The sequence below is a fragment of the Lysobacter brunescens genome (genome assembly GCF_042677005.1).
Lineage (GTDB): Bacteria > Pseudomonadota > Gammaproteobacteria > Xanthomonadales > Xanthomonadaceae > Lysobacter_I > Lysobacter_I brunescens.
Genome location: NZ_JBHTIF010000001.1, coordinates 1,121,138 through 1,137,662, shown reverse-complemented (window position 1 = coordinate 1,137,662; position 16,525 = coordinate 1,121,138). Strand labels below are relative to the sequence as shown.

Genomic DNA, 16,525 nt, shown 5'->3' with positions numbered 1-16,525 from the left:
GCGCCCGCGCGCGTCCACGCCTCCACCGACGGTCCCCACGGCCATGACCAAGAAGATCCCCATCCAGCTCGCCGAAGACGCGCAGTCGATGTACGTCAGCGAGAAGAAGATCCATCCGCGCGACGTGGACGGACGCTTCCAGCGCCTGCGCGCGATCGCGGTGTGGGTGCTGCTGGGCATGTACTACGTGTTCCCGTGGATCAACTGGGACGGCCGCCAGTCGGTGCTGTTCGACCTGCCTGCGCGCAAGTTCCATGTGTTCGGCCTGAACTTCTGGCCGCAGGATTTCGTGTTCCTCGCGCTGCTGCTGATCATCGCCGGCATGGCGCTGTTCTTCTTCACCTCGCTGGCCGGTCGCCTGTGGTGCGGCTACGCCTGCCCGCAGACGGTGTGGACGGAAGTGTTCATCTGGATCGAACAGTGGGCCGAGGGCGACCGCAACAAGCGCATCAAGTTCGACAACGCGCCCTGGACCGGCGAGAAGCTGCGCCGACGCGGCGGCAAGCACGCGCTGTGGCTGCTGTTCGCGCTGTGGACGGGCTTCACCTTCGTCGGCTTCTTCACGCCGATCCGCGAACTGGCTGCGCGCGCCGTGCCCTTCGACTGGAGCGGCTGGGAAACCTTCTGGGTGCTGTTCTACGCCCTGGCGACCTGGGGCAACGCCGGCTTCCTGCGCGAGCAGGTGTGCAAGTACATGTGCCCGTACGCGCGCTTCCAGAGCGCGATGTTCGACCGCAACACCCTGATCATCGCCTACGACCCGATGCGCGGCGAACCGCGCGGGCCGCGCAAGAAGGGCAGTCTCGACAGCGTCCTGGCGCGCGCGCGCGGCCTGCTCGACAAGGCCACCGCCTACGACTACGTGTTCCGCGCCGCGCACCACCACACCGCCGCCGACAACCTGGTCGCCGCGCGCGGCAACACCTCGATCCTCGACCACAGGCTCGAAGCAGAGCCGCTGCCGAAGTTCGCACCGGACCAGCTCGGCGACTGCATCGACTGCACCATCTGCGTGCAGGTCTGCCCGACCGGCATCGACATCCGCAACGGCCTGCAGTACGAGTGCATCGCCTGCGGCGCCTGCATCGACGCCTGCAACGAGGTGATGGACAAGGTCGGCTATCCGCGCGGCCTGATCCGCTATTCCACGCAGAACGCGATCGACGGCAAGCCCTCGAAGGTGCTGCGCCCGCGCATCGTCGTCTACGGCCTGCTGCTGCTCGCGCTGCTGGTCGGCTGGGGCTGGGGCGTGACCCATCGCAGCCCGCTGATCGCCGAGGTCCTGCGCGACCGCAACGCGCTGTACCGCGAAGCGCGCGACGGCGGCATCGAGAACGGCTATACCCTCAAGCTGATCAACAAGACCCGCGAAGCGCAGACCTACCGCATCGAGGTCCAGTCCGCCGACGGCATCGCGCTGCGCGGCGGCGCGCAGACCGTCCGCGCCGATGCCGAGGAAGTGCTGACCCTGCCGCTGGTCGCGACCGCGCCAGGCAGCATCTCGGGTAAACACACGCTGCGTTTCGTGATCCAATCCGGAGACGGCGAGACCCGACGCGAGGTCGATGCCAGCTTCTTCGGACCGAGCCCATGACCGACTCAACGCCCAACCCCGCACCGGATTCCTCGTCCTCGCAGCGCAAGCCCCGCAATCCCGTCCTCTGGCTGGTGATCGGCCTGCCCGCCGTGGTGATCGTCGCCAGCCTGACCACGCTGTACATCGCGATCGATGCCGGCGGCAGCGACGCGATTCCCGACGAGGTGCGCCGCACCGCGCAGATCCAGACCACCGAGCTGGGCCCGGACGAACGCGCGGCCACGCTGAAGCTCTCCGCCGTGTTCAGCGTGCGCGACGGTCATGTGGAAGTGCTGCCGGCCTCCGGAGCGCTGGTCGACGACAAGGCCCTGCGCGGCCAGCCGCTGCGCCTGCTGCTGCAGCATCCCACCCGGGCCGCCGAGGATCGCGAACTGAAACTGCTGCCCACCGAGGCCGGCTGGCGCGCGGACATCGCGCTCGATCCGAACCATGACTGGCGCATCCAGCTGGCGCCCGAAGGCACGGCCTGGCGCCTGCGCGGACGCCTGCCCGCCGGCCAGCGCGGCGTGCTGCTGGCGCCGGCGGTGGGCGACGTGCCCGCAACCGGAACCGACGCGCGCTGAGGCGCGCATGCTCCCGGCATGACGCACGCGGCGACCTGTTTCCACTGCGGCGACGCCCTGCCACCGCAACCGCTGCGCGACACCATCGCCGGCACGGAGCAGGCGTTCTGCTGCACCGGCTGCGCGGCGGCTGCGCGCTGGATCGCCGATGCCGACCTCGGCGACTACTACCGCCTGCGCCAGACCGACGCCGCGCGCGTCAGCACCGAGGCGATCGATTACGCTTGCTGGGATCGCGCCGACCTGCTGGCCGAACACAGCACCACCGTCGACGGCGGTCGCGAGATCACTGTGCTCACCGACGGCATGCGCTGCGCGGCCTGCGCGTGGCTGATCGATCGCGCGCTCACCCGCGAGCCCGGCGTGCGCGAGATCGCCGCGAACGCGATCACCGGGCGCATCCGCATCGTCTGGGACGACGCGCGCACGCCGCTGTCGGCGCTGCTGTCGCGGCTGGCCTCGCTCGGCTACCGGCCCTCGCTGGCCACCGGCGAGGCGCACGAACAGGCGCGCAGGCGCGAGCGCAACCGCTGGCTGCTGCGCCTCGGCGTGGCCGGGCTGGGCAGCATGCAGGCAATGATGTTCGCCGAGGCCCTGTATCTCGACACGGCCGGCGAAATGCCGCTGCCCACGCGCGATTTCTTCCGCTGGATCACGTTTCTTGTCTCCACACCCGTCGTGTTCTACGCCGGCTGGCCGTTCATCGAAGGCATGTGGCGCGAACTGCGCGGCCGCCGCCTCGGCATGGACACGCTGATCGCCTCGTCGACGCTGCTCGCCTATTTCGCCAGCCTGCTGGAGACGGTGCGCGGCGGCGTGCATGTCTGGTACGACGCGGCGGTGATGTTCGTCTTCCTGCTCCTGGCCGCGCGGATGCTGGAGCAGCGCGCACGCGGCATCGCTTCCGCGCAGGTCGATGCGCTCGCGCGCGCGCGTCCCGCGCTGGCCATGCGCGAGCGCGAGGACGGCAGCGCCGAACAGGTGCCGCTCGCGGCGCTGGCCGCTGGCGACGTGCTGCGCATCGCGGTCGGCGAGGCCGTGCCCGCCGATGGCGTGCTGCTCGACGACCACGGCGACGGCGGCGCGGCCTTCGACGAAGCCCTGCTTACCGGCGAATCGCTGCCGGTGTCGAAACGCGCGGGCGACACGGCCTATGCCGGCAGCCTGTGCCGCGAGCGTCCGGCGCGACTGCGCGTGACCCACACCGGCGCCGACACCCGCCTGTCGCAGCTGGTGCGCTTGGTCGAGCGCGCGCAGGAGCAGCGTCCCGCGATCGCGCGCGCCGCCGACCGCATCGCCAGCGTGTTCGTCGCGGTGCTGTCGCTGATCGCCCTGGGCGTGTACCTGTGGTGGCGCGTGCACGAACCGGCGCGCGCCTTCGAGGTCGCACTGGCGGTGCTGGTGGTCAGCTGCCCCTGCGCGCTGTCGCTCGCCGTGCCGGCCGCGCTGGCCGCCGCGCATGGCGCACTCGCGAAACTGGGCGTGCTCGCCCTGCGCGGCGAAGCGCTGGACACCCTCGCGCGCGCCGACCGCATCGTCTTCGACAAGACCGGCACGCTCAGCGACCGCCATCCGCGCATCGTCGCGATCGACACCTTCGGCGACATCGATCGCAGCCGCGCGCTGGCCATCGCCACCGCGCTGGAACGCGACAGCGGGCATCCGCTGGCGGCGGCGTTCGTCGAAGCAAGTGCGCAGGAGGCAGGCACGAGCGCTGCGACCGACGCCCGCAATGTCCATGCAAGCCCCGGCCACGGCATCGCCGGCCAGGTCGACGGCCGCGCATGGCGCCTCGGTCGCGCGGCATGGGCGGCGGCACAGGACGCGCGCGGCGGCGACGACGAAGCGGCGCTCTGGCTCGGCGACGGCCAGCGCGCCAGCGCGCGCTTCCGCCTCCAGGAAACGCCGCGCCCGGAAGCCGCCGAAGCGCTGCAGGCGCTGCGCGCGCAGGGACTGTCGGTCGCGCTGTGCAGCGGCGACGCCGAACAGGCGGTGGCGCGCATGGCCGACGCCGTCGACATCCCGCGCGGCCGTCCGCACGACGACGTCCATGTCCGCGCGCGGCAGACGCCAGAGGACAAGCTCGCCTACGTGCGCGAGCGCCAGGCGACGGGCGAGATCGTGGCGATGGTCGGCGACGGCATCAACGACGCCCCGGTGCTGGCCGGCGCCGATGTGTCGATCGCACTGGCCGACGGCGCCGCACTGGCGCAGCGCGCGGCGGATTTCGTGGTCGGCGGCGGCGACCTGCGGCGCATCCCGCAGGCCGTGGCGCTGGCACGGCGCAGCCGGCGCATCGTCCGCGAGAACTTCGCCTGGGCCATCGGCTACAACCTGCTGGCCCTGCCGCTGGCCGCTGCCGGCATGGTCACGCCGTGGATCGCCGCCGTCGGCATGGCCCTGTCCTCGCTGCTGGTCACCCTGAACGCGCTGCGCCTGACGCGATTGCCTGCGCAGGCACCGACGGACATCCGCGCACCGCGCATTTGACCGCGCTCAGAAACCCGGCGCCGCCCGGGCGTAGACTGCGGCGCATGAACATCCTGCTCGCGCTCATCCCGATCAGCCTGGCCCTGCTGGGCCTGGCCATCTGGGCCTTCGTCTGGGCCGTGCGCAAGGGCCAGTACGACGACCTCGACACGCCGGCGCTGGACATCCTGGTCGACGACGACAAGCCGCTGCCGGCGGCCGGAACGCGTCGGGACAATGTCGATCCCTGAGCCGATGCGTCCGTTCCGCGTCCGGAGCCCTGCGCGATGCTGATCGACTGGCTCGTCCTCGGTTCCGCACTCCTCGCCGGCCTGTTCGGTGGCGTGCACTGCGCGGCGATGTGCGGCGCCATCGCCACCAGCCTGTCCTTCGGCCAGAAGGCCGCGTCGCCCGCCGCGCAATGGCTGCACGCGCTGCAGCCCAACCTCGGTCGCGTGCTCGGCTACACCGTGGCCGGCGCCATCGTCGGCGGCATCGGCCACGGCCTGGTCGCCCTGGCGCAGCAGCCCACGCTGATGCTCACGCTGCGGGTCGGCGTGGGCCTGCTGACGATCGTGGTCGCGTTGCGTCTGCTCGATCCGCGCGGTCGCCTCAATCCGCTGTCGCGCCCCGCGAACGCGGTGTGGAGTCGCCTGCAGCCGCTGCAGCGCGCCCTGCTGCCCGCCGACACCGCGTTCAAGCGCATCGGCATCGGCCTGCTCTGGGGCTGGCTGCCCTGCGGGCTGAGCGCCACCCTGCTCGCCACCGCCTGGCTGCAGGCCAGCACGCTCAACGGCGCGCTGACCATGCTCGCCTTCGGCCTCGGCACCCTGCCGGTGATGCTGCCGCTGACCTGGAGCGGCGCCCGCCTCGGCCAGCGCCTGCAGCGCGGCGGCCTGCGCGCCATCGCTGGCGTGATCGTGTTGCTCGCCGGCCTGCTCACCATCGCCGCCCCGTGGCTGATGCAGGTGCCCGCGCTGCATGGCGTACTGGCGGCGCTGGGGTGCCAGCCGCTGGCTTGAGCGCTCAATCCTCTTCGACGAACAACGGACTCGGCTCCGATCCGAACTCGCGGAGGAAGTAGACCGTCGGCGGTGCGGCCGCGCCGCTTTCCTGACGGGCATCGGATTCGGCGAGCGCCCAGATCACGGACGCGTCGTACGCGAACGATTCGATGTCGTCCGCATCCATGTCGTCATCCAGATGGCGCAGCATCACCGTGTAGCGCCAATCGCCCGCGACCTGTTCCGTGTCCGGGTCGTACCAGGCCACATGCAGCTTGCCCTGGGTGCCATTGCTCATGAAGCACAGCGAATCTGCGTGCTGCACGCGATCGCGCCCGCGCTGTCCGCGCATTTCGTCGACGACGGTGGCGATGTCTTCGGCCAGGGCTTCCGGCGTCGCCGCGGTCGTGAGGTAGTACAAGGGTGGTTCTCCGGCCGCAGCCCACCACCCCTGCCGGGGCGCGTCCGGCTCGCCGTCGACGTCTGCCCTGTCGGAATCCGCCCCCGCACGCACATCCTGCGGGGCGGACTGCGGCTGCGTACCCCGCGCCAGCGCAGCCTCGACCAGTCGTTGCAGCGCGACTTCATCGTCGGCGTGCGCATCGAGTACCGCCAACACCCAATCGCATCCCGCCGCCGAAACTTCGCTGCGCTGCACCGGATCATTCCTCAGCGCTTCGATCGTCAACGCGAACTCGCCGCCGTCGGCGGCCACGCCCTGTCCGATGGTTTCGGCCAGATGCAACGGCAACGGATCGAACGGACGCAATGTCAGCGCGAGTTCGTGCCGCGTCCGATAGCGCTCGCTGTGTTCAATCACGCAGGCGCCCAAGGGCAAGGCCATGTGCAGCCAGCGCGCATGTTCCCGCGAACCGGGCGCCAGCGAATGCGACTCGGCATGCAGGTCCGACGGCGATCGATGGCCACCGTCCCAATGCAGGCCATGCGCGTCGAGCATGAACACGCGCAGGTCGCGCAGCGCTTCGGCTACCCCGTCGACCCGCGATTCGTAGCTGCACAGGTCACCGTTCGGAAACCGCAGCCCCCATGCGCCATCGCCGCCGGGCAAGGCCAGCAGGGGCGCGGGAATGCAATCTCCGGGAACGACGAGCGCTGCACCATGCAAGGTCCCGATCATCCGCGCGGGCTGGAATTCATGGATGCTGAAGCAAAGGACGTGTTCGCGGCGACAGGTCGTGCACTGCACTGCGGCAAACCAAGCCTTCTCACTGTCCGGCGCCACGATCCGACCGGCCTCTTCGCTGCAGCCGAACCAGTGCGGCAACTGGCTGCTCCACACGTATTTCAGGGCATCGAATTCGCGAATGCCGCGCCCGACCTCGTGCTGCAGCGGGACCTCGCGTTCCGCGCCGCAGGCTGCGCACTGGAACGGCAACCGTGCGTCGGCCTGCTCCGGGCCGTCGTAGAAGCAGGGACGCTGGGGATCCGGGAGGAGATGGGGGCGGAGAAGGTACATGCGAACAAGACTGGCCTGGAAACTGGGCATTAGAACGTGTTGCATCCGCCTTTGCACGTCGCCGCGCGCAGCCGCCTGGCGATCGCTGCGGCCTTTTTGCTTACACTGCCGAAATGCCTGTCCTGCCCGCGATCGATGGCGTTTCGCCGAGCCGTTTCCAGCTGCCGATCGGCCCATGGACCACGGTGCTGGACGCGCTGTGCGCATGCTTCCCGAAGGTGGATCGCGACACATGGACCTCGCGCTTCCTGCGCGGACGGATCTTCGATGCCTCGGGCACGCCGCTGCCGGTAAATGCGCCGTATCGCGTCGGCGCGGAGATCCGCTACTACCGCGAGGTGATGGACGAAGCGCGCATCGATGCCACGGAAACGCTGCTGCACGTCGATGCGGACCTGATCGTGGTCGACAAGCCTCACGGCCTGCCGGTGATGCCCGGCGGCAGCTACGTTGCGGATACCCTGCTGGCGCGGCTGGTGCGGCGCTTCGGCGACATCGGCATCGTGCCGCTGCACCGGCTGGATCGGCCGACGGCGGGCGTGGTGCTGTTCTCGGCGAATCCGGCCACGCGCTCGCGCTATCAGGCGCTGTTCCGCGACCGCGCGATCGACAAGCGTTACGAAGCGATCGCGGCACCGCTGCCCGAGATGCGATTTCCGATGCAGCGGCAGTCGCGGCTGGAACGCGGCGAGCCCTTCTTCCGCATGCGTGAAACCGAGGGCGAGCCCAATGCGTTCACCGACATCGACGTGCTGGCGCGCGGCGACGCGGCCTGGCGCTACGCGCTGTCGCCGATCACCGGCCGCAAGCACCAGCTGCGTGTGCACATGGCGGCGCTGGGCGCGCCGATCGCGAACGATACGCTCTATCCCGTGCTGCGCGACGCGATGCCGGACGATCCGCAGCATCCCCTGAAGCTGCTCGCGCGTTCGCTGGATTTCATCGATCCCGCCACCGGCGTGCAGCGGCGCTTCGAGAGCGCACAGACGCTTCGCTTCTGAATGCCGCTCAGCCCTGTGCCAGCAGGACTTCCAGGACGTCATCACCGTAGCGCGCCAGCTTCGCGCCACCGATGCCCGGCACGCGCGCCAGCGCATGCATCGAATCAGGGCGACGCTCGGCGATCTCGCGCAGCGTGCTGTCGTGGAAGATCACGTAGGCGGGCACGTTCTGTTCCTTCGCCAGTCGCGCGCGCAGGTCGCGCAGCGCGCGGAACAGCGGCAGCGCCTCGGGCAGCACCGACACGCCGGTGCGCGGACGGTCCTCGCGGCGCGCGCTCTTCTCGACGAGGTCGCGACGCATCGACACACGCTGGCCGCCGGTGAGCACGACGCGGCTGGCATCGGTCAGGCGCAGGCCGCCGTAGGACTCAGCATCGACCGCGAGCAGGCCCATCGCGACAAGCTGGCGGAAAACGCCGCGCCAGGTCTTCGCATCGAGGTCGGCGCCGATGCCGTAGGTGCTGACGCGGTCGTGGCCGAACTGGCGGATCTTCTCGCCCTCGCCGCCGCGCAGGACGTCGATCAGGTGCGCTGCGCCGAAACGCTGGCCGGTGCGGTACACGCAGCTCAGCGCCTTGCGCGCGGCGTCGGTCGCGTCCCACTGGTCCGGCGGCGAGAGGCAGTTGTCGCAGTTGCCGCAGTCCGTTGGATACGTTTCGCCGAAGCTGGCCAGCAGCACGCGACGCCGGCACTGCAGGGTTTCGCAATAGCCGAGCAGCTGGTCGAGCTTGCGTCGTTCGAGCTGCTTGCGCTCCTCGCCGGCCTCGCCCTGTTCGATCATCTGCTTGAGCAGCACCACGTCGCCCAGGCCGTAGCACAGCCACGCGTCGGCGGCTTCGCCGTCGCGGCCGGCACGACCGGTTTCCTGGTAGTAGCCTTCGAGCGATTTCGGCAGGTCCATGTGCGCGACGAAACGCACGTCGGGCTTGTCGATGCCCATGCCGAAGGCGATCGTCGCGACCACGACCACGCCATCCTCGCGGATGAAGCGACGCTGGTTTTCGGCGCGCACATTCGCGTCCATCCCGGCGTGATAGGGCAGGGCCTTGAAGCCGTTGCCGGCGAGGAACTCGGCGGTCTCCTCGACCTTGCGCCGCGACATGCAGTAGACGATGCCGGCCTCGTCGCGATGCTGCTTGAGGAAGTCGAGGAGCTGGCGCCGGCCGTTGTCCTTCTGGACGATGGTGTAGCGGATGTTCGGGCGGTCGAACGAGCTGACGAACCACCGCGCGTCCTCGAGCTGCAGGCGCTCGGCGATCTCGCGCTGCGTCGGCGGGTCGGCGGTCGCGGTGAGCGCGACGCGCGGCACCTGCGGCCAGCGCTCGTGCAGCACGGTCAGTTCGCGGTATTCGGGGCGGAAGTCGTGGCCCCACTGCGACACGCAGTGCGCCTCGTCGATCGCGAACAGACCGACCTTCGCGCGATCCAGCAGCGACAGGAAGCGCCCGGTGAGCAGGCGTTCGGGGGCGACGTAGAGCAGGTCGAGTTCGCCGGCGAGCAGCGCGCGCTCCACGCGCATCGCGTTTTCGGCATCGAGCGTGGAGTTGAGGAATTCGGCGCGCACGCCGACCTGGCGCAGCGCGTCGACCTGGTCCTGCATCAGCGCGATCAGCGGCGACACCACCACGCCCACGCCGTCGCGCAGCAGCGCCGGCACCTGGTAGCACAGCGACTTGCCGCCGCCGGTGGGCATGAGCACCAGCGCGTCGCCGCCGTCGGCGATGTGTTCGACGATCTCGCGCTGCGGGCCGCGGAAGTCCTCGTGGCCGAAGACGCGGCGCAGGAGGTCGCGCGCCATGCCCGGCATGGCGGCGGTGGCGCCGTCGCCGGGACTCACGCCCGCTTCTGCTTGCCGTCGCCCGCCGACGATTCGGCGCCGTGCGCCAGGCGCAGCAGTTCGGCGGCGTTGACGATCTCGACACGGCGGCCGGTGACGGCGATGACGCCGTCGTCCTGCAGGCGGGTGAAGCCGCGGCTCACCGTTTCCAGGGCCAGGCCGAGGAAGCGGGCGATGTCCTCGCGGCTCATCGGCAGCTGGAACTGGCTGTCGGACTGGCCGACGTTGCGGTAGCGCTCGCCAAGGCTGTGCAGGAACAGGGCGATGCGCTCGTTGGCCTGGCGGCGGACGAGGATGCCCAGATGGTCCTGGTCGCGGTCGACGCTCTGGCCGATCACGCGGAACAGCTGCTGCTGCAGGCTGGGGATCTGCCCGGCCACGCGCGACAGCTCGTCGTAGGGGATTTCGCACACGGTGGCGGCGGTCAGGGCCACGCCTTCGCAGCGATGCTGGCCACTGCCGAGGGCATCCAGGCCGATCAGCTCGCCGGCCAGATGGAAGCCGAGCACCTGCTCCTCGCCGTCCTCGCTAATGCTGACCGACTTGAACGCACCGTCCCGGGCGACGTAGACCGCGTTGAGCGGGTCGCCGATGCGGAACAGGCGGTCGCCGCGGGCGATCGGCTTGCGCCGCTGGACGATGTCGTCGAGGCGCTGCAGCTCCTCGGCGCCGATGCCGCCGGGCAGGCACAGCTGGCGGACCGAGCAGTAGGTGCAGCCCCGGCGCAGCTTGATCAGGTCGAGTACGGAGGAATCGCTCATCGGTCGCTAGTGTGCCACGGTCATCCGGCGGCGGGGCCGCAGAACCGTCCCGCCGGGTATGGCGATTTGTCCCGGCCCGGACCGCCCCGGCGCCCCGGGCTCGAATCCGGGGCGCGACACCCCTTATACTGCCCGGGTTCTGCGGCCCGGAAACCGGGTCCGCTCCGTCAACAGTCGTTTTCCGGGTGAGTCGTGCGCAATTACGATCTGGATTTTCTGAAGCGCTTTTCGCTGGTCATCGCCTTTCTCGCGGCGCTGACCCTGGGCCTGATCCTGTTCGCGGCCTACCTCCATAACGCACTGCCCGGCCAGACCAATCCGGTCGAAGTCGCGCGCACCGAGGCCCGCATCGCCCCCGCCGGCGACGTCTACGCGGGTGCCACCGGCGAAGCGGCCAAGGCGGCCGCCGATGTCGCGGCGCTGGAAGCCCTGAAGGCCAACGTGCCCTTCGGCGGCCGTACCGACGGCGCCGAGATCTACAACCAAGGGCCCTGCGCGGGCTGCCACAAGTCGGGCGCCGGCGGCGCGCCGATGCTCGGTGCCGCAGGCATGGGCGCTCGCGCCAGCAAGGGCAAGGACCTCCTTTACAAGCACGCGATCGAAGGCTTCACCGGCAGCGCCGGCGTGATGCCCGCCAAGGGCGGCAACCCGGCCCTGACCGACGACCAGATCAAGGCCGTCGTCGACTGGATGCTGGAACAGCCGGGCTGATCCGTCACACGCCTCGCCTATCCTCCGCAACGCCGCCTCCGGGCGGCGTTGTCCGTTTCGAGACTGGAGATTTCGCCATGATCCGCATGATGTTCCGCCTTGTACCGACGCTTCTCGCCCCCTCCGCTTGCCTGCTGCTCGCCGGCGCCGCGATGGCGCAGCAGCCGATCGCCATCGGCGCGATCCAGGGCAATGGCGAGCGCAGCCCGCGCGTGGGCGAGACGGTGGTGGTCGAAGGCGTGGTGACCGCCGTGCATGCGGGCAAGCGGGCCGGCGTTTTCCTGCAGGACGCCGGCGACGGCGATCCGGCGACCTCGGATGCGATCTTCGTCGAAGCAGAAGGGCTTGCAGGCGGTATCCCGTCGATCGGGACACCGCTCCGGCTGAGCGGCACCATCGTCGAGGCCGATGCCGGACGCGGCACGCTCACCCTGCTGCGGTCAGTACAGATCCTGCTGGTCGAGGCACGGAGAAAGACCATGAAGGCCGGTCCGGTCGTCCGCCTGAAAGCCCCGCCGGCCGACTGGGAACCTTACGAAGGCATGCGCGTCGAGATCACCGCTCCGCTGACCGTCGCCGGCACACACCGGCTGACTCGCGAGGGGATGCTCTTCGCGCACTTCGGCGAAGGCCGCCTGCGCACGCCGACCGAGGCCTTCGCGCCCGGCCCCGAGGCGAAGGCGCTCGCCACCGACAACGCCCGTCGCCTGCTCCGCCTCGACGACGGCAGCGACCAGGATCGTCCGGCCTCGGTCTGGTACCTGCCCGGCGACCCGCCGCGCACCGGCAGCCGGCTGACCCGGGTGGAAGGCGTCGTGGATCATTGGGGCGGGGCCTACCGGCTGCAGCTGACCCGCGCACCGAAGGTGGATCCGGCCGACCGCCCGAAGCCGCCGAAGGTCGGCGGTGACGTGCGCATCGCCGCACTCAACCTGGAAAACCTGTTCAACGGGGACGGCGCCGGCGGCGGCTTCCCGACCCCGCGCGGCGCGCGCACGCCGGCCGAGCTGGAGGCGCAGCTCGGCCGCCTGACCACCACCATCCACGGCCTCGATGCCGACGTGGTCGCGCTGATGGAAGTGGAGAACGACGGCTACGGCCCGGACTCGGCGATCGCCCAGCTGGTGGCGGCGCTGAACCGCGACGGCGCGGACTGGCGCTACATCGACGCCGGCCGGGGCCCGGGCAGCGACCAGATCCGGGTCGGCCTGATCCATCGCGCCTCCCGCGCCACGCCGGTCGGCGCCCCGGCGACCCTGGAGGACGATCTGTTCGGCACCCGCAGCCGCCCGCCGCTGGCGCAGAGCTTCCGCGCGGGCGATGGCCCGGTGTTCACCGTGGTCGCCAACCACTTCAAGTCGAAGGGCTGCGGTGACGCCAGCGGCGCGGATGCAGACCAGAAGGACGGCCAGGCCTGCTGGAACGCCGCGCGCACCGAATCCGCGCGTCGGCTCGATGCCTGGCTGCGCAGCGATCCGATGCGATCGGGCAGCGATCTCTCGGTGATCGTCGGCGATCTGAACGCCCACCGCATGGAAGATCCGGTCCGCCTGCTGGTCGATGCCGGCTGGCGCGATGCATTCGACGGACATCGCGGCGAGCCTCCGTACAGCTACGTCTTCGACAACCAGACCGGCCGGCTCGACCACGCCCTGCTCAGCCCCGCGCTGGCGAAGCGTCTGGTCGACGCGGCGGAATGGCACACCAACGCCGACGAGCCCGACAGCCGCGGCTATCAGGAAGCCCCGGAGCAGCGCGGCCCCTGGCGCAGCTCGGACCATGACCCACTGGTGCTGGGCTTCCGCCTGCGCAAGCCCTGAACGGGCGACCGCGCGCGGCCCGTTATCATGGCGTCATGACTATCCCCGCCTTTCCCGATGTCGCCACCACCCTGTCCCTGGCCGGCCCGGCCGGCCTGCTGGAGGTGGCGGTGGACCCGCCCGAGGCCGATGTCCCGCCCCGCCCGCTGGTCGCGGTGATCTGCCATCCGCTGCCCACCGAGGGCGGCACGATGCACAACAAGGTCGTGACCATGGCCGCGCGCGCCCTGCGCGAGCTCGGCGCGACCACGGTGCGCTTCAACTTCCGGGGTACGGGTGGGTCCGAGGGCACCTTCGACCACGGCGAGGGCGAGCTGGACGACCTGCGCGCGGTGGTGGCCTGGGCTCGGGCCGGCCGACCCGAGGCGACGCTGTGGCTGGGCGGTTTCAGCTTCGGTGCCTACGTCAGCCTGCGCGGCGCCGCCGAATTGCAGGCGGGCCTGCTGCTGTCGATCGCGCCGCCCGCCGGGCGCTGGGCGTTCGAGACGATCGAGACGCCGACCATGCCGTGGCTGGTGATCCAGGGCGACGAGGACGAGGTCGTCGAGCCGCAGGCCGTCTTCGACTGGTTCGAGGCGGTGTCCAAGCAGCGCGGCGAAGGCGCCGAGCTGGTGCGCATGCCCGAGACCAGCCATTTCTTCCATCGCAAGTTGATGGACCTGCGCGGCGCGATCAAGCACGGCGTCCAGCGCTACCTGCCAGGCAACGGCAATCCGGGCGACGCGGCATGACGCAGGCGCCTTCCGCGCGCTACGCCGCGGGCGTGGCGCGCGGCGACTGGAATGACGATCCCGCGCAGCACGCGGCCCTGCACGAGCTCGACCGCCTGCACGCGCACCTGGCCGCGCCGGTGGAAACGCCGGGCCTGCTCGCCCGGCTGTTCGCCAAGCCCGTCGATCCCGCACCGAACGGCCTGTACCTGTGGGGCGGGGTCGGTCGCGGCAAGACCTTCCTGATCGACCTGTTCTACGACGGCCTGCCGATCCGCGAGAAGCGGCGCACGCATTTCCACCGCTTCATGCGCGAGGTGCACGAGCGCCTGCGCGCGCACGCGGGCGAACGCGATCCGCTGGCCATCATCGCCCGCGAGTGGCGCAAGCAGCTGCGCGTGCTGGTGCTGGACGAGTTCTTCGTCAGCGACATCGGCGATGCGATGCTGCTGGGACGCCTGCTCGACCGCATGTTCGTCGAAGGCGTGATCCTGGTGACCAGCTCCAACGCCGCGCCGGCCGACCTGTACAAGGACGGCCTGCAGCGCGCGCGCTTCCTGCCGGCGATCGCGCTGCTGGAGCGGCACTGCAACGTGGTCCACCTCGACAGCCCGCACGACTACCGCCTGCGCGCGCTGACCCGCTCGCCGGTGTATCGCGCGCCGCTGGATGCCGGCAGCGACGCCTGGCTCGAATCGCGCTGGCACGAACTGGGCGGCGACGACGGCCACCGCGACGCCGGCATCGATGTCGATGGCCGGCGCATCGCGGTGCGCGCGCGCTGCCCGGGCATGGCCTGGTTCGATTTCGCAGCGGTCTGCGAAGGTCCGCGCGGCAGCGCCGACTACATCGAGATCGCCACCGAATTCCACACCGTGCTGCTCGGCGGCATTCCGCTCTTCAACGGCGGCAACGACGACGCCGCGCGCCGCTTCATCACCCTGATCGACGAACTGTACGACCGCCACGTCAACCTGGTGTGCAGCGCCGACGCCGAACCGACCGCGCTGTATCGCGGCGAACGCCTCGCCGCCGCCTTCGAGCGCACAGCGTCGCGCCTGATCGAAATGCAGAGCGCGGAATACCTGGCGCTGGAGCATCGGGGCTGAGCCTACCCCTGTTTTGCAGGCGCTTTTGTGGGAGCGACGCAAGTCGCGAAACAGACCCGGGAAAGCGTCGCGACTTGCGTCGCTCCCACAAAAACAAGAAGCACCGCCGATTTCTGCGACGATAGCCCCATGCCCGGAACCGACACCATCGCAGCCATCGCCACCGCCGCCGGAGCCGGCGGCATCGGCGTGGTCCGACTCTCGGGCCCACGTGCGAAGGCCATCGCCGAGACGATCTGCGGCCGACGACTGAGGCCGCGCCATGTGCACTACGCGCGCTTCACCGACGATGCCGGCGAGACGCTCGACGACGGCATCGCCCTGTATTTCGCCGCGCCGGCCAGCTACACCGGCGAGGACGTGGTGGAGCTGCAGGGCCATGGCAGCCCCGCCGTGCTGCGCGAGGTGCTGTCGCGCTGCCTGGCGCTGGGCGCGCGCATCGCACGGCCGGGCGAGTTCAGCGAACGCGCCTTCCTCAACGGCAAGCTCGACCTGGTGCAGGCCGAGGCGGTGGCCGACCTGATCGCCGCCGGCGACGCCCGTGCGGCGCGCGCGGCGCGACGTTCGCTCGACGGCGTGTTCTCGCGCCGGGTCGACGCGCTCGCCGACCTGCTGCTGCGCCTGCGCGTGCACGTCGAGGCGGCGATCGATTTCGCCGACGAACCACTCGACACCCTCGGCGGCGACGCCCTGCGCAGCGGGCTGGCGCGCGCGCAGGACGACCTCGACGCGCTGCTGGTCGAGGCCGAGCGCGGCCGGAAACTGCGCGACGGCCTGCACGCGGTGATCGTCGGTCCGCCGAACGCGGGCAAGAGTTCGCTGCTCAACGCCCTGGCCGGCAGCGAGCGCGCGATCGTCAGCGACGTCGCCGGCACCACCCGCGACCTGCTGCGCGAGACCGTGCGCGTCGATGGCGTGGAACTGACCCTGGTCGACACCGCCGGCCTGCGCGCCGGCGGCGACGCGATCGAACGCGAGGGCATGCGCCGCGCCGAGGCCGAGCTGGGCCGCGCCGACCTGGCGATCGTGGTGCTCGACGGACGCGAGGTCGAGGCCGGGCGCGCGGCGGTGGCCGAGGCGATCGCCGACGTGCCGCAGCGGCTGTGGGTCTTCAACAAGTCCGACCTGGCGGCAGCGCCGGCGGCAGCCGGCGAAAACGAAGTGTGGGTCTCGGCGCGCACCGGCGCCGGACTCGATGCGCTGCACGCACGGCTGCGCGCGCTGGCCGGCCTGGAGGCCGATGGCGTCGACGGCAGCTTCAGCGCGCGGACCCGGCAGGTCGACGCATTGCGTCGCGCGCGTCAGGAATTGGTCGCTGCGCGGCAGTTGCTGGACCGCGACCGGCTGGAGCTGGCGGCGGAGTCGCTGCGCCTGGGCCACGACCAGCTGGGCGAGATCACCGGCAGGGTTGCGCCGGACGATCTACTGGGTCACATTTTCTCCACGTTCTGCATCGGCAAATAGCC

General features: G+C 70.6%; 14 protein-coding genes. 11 read left to right on the top strand and 3 right to left on the bottom strand.

Annotated features, from left to right (window positions below; translation table 11 throughout):
• Positions 1-43: 43 nt before the first annotated feature.
• From ACFQ0E_RS04860 to ACFQ0E_RS04840, 5 genes are read left to right on the top strand one after another with little or no spacing between them, the layout of a single operon-like run.
• Positions 44-1,594: a 4Fe-4S dicluster domain-containing protein gene (locus tag ACFQ0E_RS04860; protein WP_386822554.1), complete on the top strand. Its 1,551-nt coding sequence runs from the start codon at positions 44-46 to the stop codon at positions 1,592-1,594.
• Positions 1,591-2,160: a FixH family protein gene (locus tag ACFQ0E_RS04855; RefSeq protein ID WP_386822553.1), complete on the top strand. Its 570-nt coding sequence runs from the start codon at positions 1,591-1,593 to the stop codon at positions 2,158-2,160. Before ACFQ0E_RS04860 ends, ACFQ0E_RS04855 begins: the two co-directional genes overlap by 4 nt.
• A gap of 18 nt (positions 2,161-2,178) precedes the next feature.
• Positions 2,179-4,650 (top strand): heavy metal translocating P-type ATPase, encoded by a 2,472-nt coding sequence (locus ACFQ0E_RS04850; RefSeq protein WP_386822552.1) that lies wholly within the window; start codon positions 2,179-2,181, stop codon positions 4,648-4,650.
• A gap of 44 nt (positions 4,651-4,694) precedes the next feature.
• Positions 4,695-4,880, top strand: coding sequence for a cbb3-type cytochrome oxidase assembly protein CcoS (gene ccoS, locus ACFQ0E_RS04845; RefSeq protein WP_386822551.1), 186 nt, complete (start codon positions 4,695-4,697; stop codon positions 4,878-4,880).
• 36 nt (positions 4,881-4,916) lie between these two features.
• A complete protein-coding gene (locus ACFQ0E_RS04840; RefSeq protein WP_386822550.1) occupies positions 4,917-5,651 on the top strand; it encodes a sulfite exporter TauE/SafE family protein in 735 nt (244 codons plus the stop codon).
• A 4-nt stretch (positions 5,652-5,655) separates the two neighbouring features.
• Here the strand turns inward: ACFQ0E_RS04840 and ACFQ0E_RS04835 are convergent, their stop codons facing one another.
• Positions 5,656-7,287, bottom strand: coding sequence for a hypothetical protein (locus tag ACFQ0E_RS04835; protein ID WP_386822549.1), 1,632 nt, complete (start codon positions 7,285-7,287; stop codon positions 5,656-5,658).
• On the opposite strand from ACFQ0E_RS04835, the gene ACFQ0E_RS04830 reads away from it, so the two are divergent.
• On the top strand, positions 7,224-8,111 hold the full coding sequence (locus ACFQ0E_RS04830) for a pseudouridine synthase (RefSeq protein ID WP_386822548.1): 888 nt from the start codon (positions 7,224-7,226) through the stop codon (positions 8,109-8,111). The two genes, ACFQ0E_RS04835 and ACFQ0E_RS04830, sit on opposite strands and share 64 nt — an antisense overlap.
• A 7-nt stretch (positions 8,112-8,118) precedes the next feature.
• Here ACFQ0E_RS04830 and recQ read toward each other — a convergent pair whose 3' ends face one another.
• Positions 8,119-9,918 (bottom strand): DNA helicase RecQ, encoded by a 1,800-nt coding sequence (recQ, locus tag ACFQ0E_RS04825; protein WP_386824037.1) that lies wholly within the window; start codon positions 9,916-9,918, stop codon positions 8,119-8,121.
• A gap of 26 nt (positions 9,919-9,944) precedes the next feature.
• Positions 9,945-10,709, bottom strand: coding sequence for a fumarate/nitrate reduction transcriptional regulator Fnr (fnr, locus tag ACFQ0E_RS04820; protein ID WP_386822547.1), 765 nt, complete (start codon positions 10,707-10,709; stop codon positions 9,945-9,947).
• Between the two features lie 192 nt (positions 10,710-10,901).
• On the opposite strand from fnr, the gene ACFQ0E_RS04815 reads away from it, so the two are divergent.
• The 5 genes from ACFQ0E_RS04815 (at position 10,902) to mnmE (ending at position 16,523) form a co-directional block, all read left to right on the top strand.
• Positions 10,902-11,420, top strand: a complete 519-nt coding sequence (locus tag ACFQ0E_RS04815; RefSeq protein ID WP_386822546.1) for a c-type cytochrome — start codon at positions 10,902-10,904, stop codon at positions 11,418-11,420.
• 77 nt (positions 11,421-11,497) lie between these two features.
• Complete coding sequence (locus tag ACFQ0E_RS04810) at positions 11,498-13,240, top strand: ExeM/NucH family extracellular endonuclease (RefSeq protein ID WP_386822545.1); 1,743 nt, start codon at positions 11,498-11,500, stop codon at positions 13,238-13,240.
• A gap of 35 nt (positions 13,241-13,275) precedes the next feature.
• Complete coding sequence (locus ACFQ0E_RS04805; RefSeq protein WP_386822544.1) at positions 13,276-13,971, top strand: alpha/beta hydrolase; 696 nt, start codon at positions 13,276-13,278, stop codon at positions 13,969-13,971.
• Positions 13,968-15,059: a cell division protein ZapE gene (gene zapE, locus ACFQ0E_RS04800; protein WP_386822543.1), complete on the top strand. Its 1,092-nt coding sequence runs from the start codon at positions 13,968-13,970 to the stop codon at positions 15,057-15,059. Before ACFQ0E_RS04805 ends, zapE begins: the two co-directional genes overlap by 4 nt.
• A 129-nt stretch (positions 15,060-15,188) precedes the next feature.
• Positions 15,189-16,523 carry a tRNA uridine-5-carboxymethylaminomethyl(34) synthesis GTPase MnmE gene (gene mnmE / locus ACFQ0E_RS04795; protein WP_386822542.1) on the top strand — a complete coding sequence of 445 codons (1,335 nt, stop codon included), beginning with the start codon at positions 15,189-15,191 and terminating at the stop codon, positions 16,521-16,523.
• Positions 16,524-16,525: the final 2 nt, after the last annotated feature.

Bases quoted from the DNA above. Each gene is read 5' to 3' on its own strand.
- ccoS (WP_386822551.1), top strand. From the start codon at position 4,695: ATGAACATCCTGCTCGCGCTCATCCCGATCAGCCTGGCCCTGCTGGGC.
- ACFQ0E_RS04835 (WP_386822549.1), bottom strand. From the start codon at position 7,287: ATGGGCCGATCGGCAGCTGGAAACGGCTCGGCGAAACGCCATCGATCG.
- ACFQ0E_RS04860 (WP_386822554.1), top strand. From the start codon at position 44: ATGACCAAGAAGATCCCCATCCAGCTCGCCGAAGACGCGCAGTCGATG.
- fnr (WP_386822547.1), bottom strand. From the start codon at position 10,709: ATGAGCGATTCCTCCGTACTCGACCTGATCAAGCTGCGCCGGGGCTGC.
- ACFQ0E_RS04805 (WP_386822544.1), top strand. From the start codon at position 13,276: ATGACTATCCCCGCCTTTCCCGATGTCGCCACCACCCTGTCCCTGGCC.
- mnmE (WP_386822542.1), top strand. From the start codon at position 15,189: ATGCCCGGAACCGACACCATCGCAGCCATCGCCACCGCCGCCGGAGCC.
- recQ (WP_386824037.1), bottom strand. From the start codon at position 9,918: ATGCCGGGCATGGCGCGCGACCTCCTGCGCCGCGTCTTCGGCCACGAG.
- ACFQ0E_RS04850 (WP_386822552.1), top strand. From the start codon at position 2,179: ATGACGCACGCGGCGACCTGTTTCCACTGCGGCGACGCCCTGCCACCG.
- zapE (WP_386822543.1), top strand. From the start codon at position 13,968: ATGACGCAGGCGCCTTCCGCGCGCTACGCCGCGGGCGTGGCGCGCGGC.
- ACFQ0E_RS04810 (WP_386822545.1), top strand. From the start codon at position 11,498: ATGATCCGCATGATGTTCCGCCTTGTACCGACGCTTCTCGCCCCCTCC.
- ACFQ0E_RS04830 (WP_386822548.1), top strand. From the start codon at position 7,224: ATGCCTGTCCTGCCCGCGATCGATGGCGTTTCGCCGAGCCGTTTCCAG.
- ACFQ0E_RS04855 (WP_386822553.1), top strand. From the start codon at position 1,591: ATGACCGACTCAACGCCCAACCCCGCACCGGATTCCTCGTCCTCGCAG.
- ACFQ0E_RS04840 (WP_386822550.1), top strand. From the start codon at position 4,917: ATGCTGATCGACTGGCTCGTCCTCGGTTCCGCACTCCTCGCCGGCCTG.